Source organism: Mesorhizobium sp. M0808 (genome assembly GCF_040320025.1).
Lineage (GTDB): Bacteria > Pseudomonadota > Alphaproteobacteria > Rhizobiales > Rhizobiaceae > Mesorhizobium.
The window spans coordinates 1-1,435 of sequence record NZ_JAMYOX010000110.1; the positions used below are offsets into that span (position 1 = coordinate 1).

Genomic DNA, 1,435 nt, shown 5'->3' on the forward strand with positions numbered 1-1,435 from the left:
GTCAGCGGATAGTTGGTGCGCTCCTCGCTGCCCAGCCATTCCACGCCGGACAGACCATCGTCCGTCCTGGAGCCGGCCATGGCCGCCGGCGTGTTGTGGCGGTAGTTCAACAGCGCACCGAACAGCGGCGCCGGCGCCGCAACGCCGCTGCAGCGTTGCGCCAGCGCCAGCGAGGCATGCTCGTGCGCCAGCAGCTCGGCCAGACGGGCATGGGTGAGACGCAGACTTTCCTCAACTCCGGTGCCGTCGAGGTCAAGCCGCACAGGCAGGGTGTTGATGAACAGGCCCATTGCGCGGTCGGCGCCCGCACCGGCATGCATGCGGCCGAACAGCACCGTGCCGAACACCACCTGCTCTCGGCCGCTGCTGCGCGCCACCACCTGACCCCAGGCCAGATGGCAAAGGCTGGCCAGGCTCACCCCCAGCCGCCGCGCCTGGGCCCGCAGCCGATCGTTGAGCGCCTGCGGCAGCATCCGATGCGCCTCGCCAACCCCGCTGCCGTCGCCATGCACTTGGCTTAGCCCGAACGGCAGCGTCGGCTCGTCGATGTCCGCCAGCTGTTCCTGGAAGAACTCCTCATGCGCCTTGGCATCGCCCCCCAGGCGCGCCTGCGCCACCAGATTGCGGAACGGCTGCGGCGCGGCAAGCTCATGCGCGCGTCTCTCCAGCACGGCCCGCACCTCGGCATGCATGATCTCCAGCGTCGTGTGATCGCCGATCAGATGGTGCAGCAGCTCCAACAGCAGCCAGCGCCCGCTGCCGGGCTCGCGCGCGATCACGACGCGCATCAAGGGCGCCCGGCCAAGGTCGATGCGGTACTGGCGCGGATCGAACCGCCGCTTCAGCTGCTCGGAACCGGGACCGCCATCCTCATCCAGCTCGACCTCGCGCACCTCCAGGGCCGCCTTGCGCCACACCACCTGCGCCGGGCTCGACAGACCCTCCCAGACAAAGGCCGTACGCAGAATGTCGTGCCGGTCCACCACCTGCTGAACCGCACCAAGATAGCGCTCCAACAGGCCGCGCTCGGCAAACGCCATCTGCGAGACCAGCAGATACGGATCGCCCTTCGTCGCCAGCAGATGATGGAACAGGATGCCGTCCTGCAGCGGCGACAGGCCATAAATGTCCTGGATGTTGGCGACCCCGCCCGGCACCGTGGCGACGATCCGGTCGATCTCCTGTTGGGTAAGATCGATCAGCGTCAGCATCTGCGGCGTAATTGCCGTGCTCTGCTCGCCGATCAGGTTGGCCGGCACCGCCACCTCGTCATGGCTGCCAAGGCTGGCGGCCAGATCGCAAAGCACCGGCCGGGCGAACAGGGTGCGCACCTCCACCCCCAGCGACAGCCGCCGCAGCCGCTCCATCAGCTGCACCGCCAACAGCGAGTGGCCGCCGAGCTCGAAGAAGTTGTCGTGGCGTCCGACCCGCTCGA

Annotated in this window: 1 protein-coding gene; it reads right to left on the minus strand. The window is 68.4% G+C overall.

The annotated features are described in order from the left end of the window. A partial coding sequence (locus tag NKI25_RS36165) for a condensation domain-containing protein (RefSeq protein ID WP_353000947.1) occupies positions 1–1,435 on the minus strand: 1,435 nt, incomplete at both ends.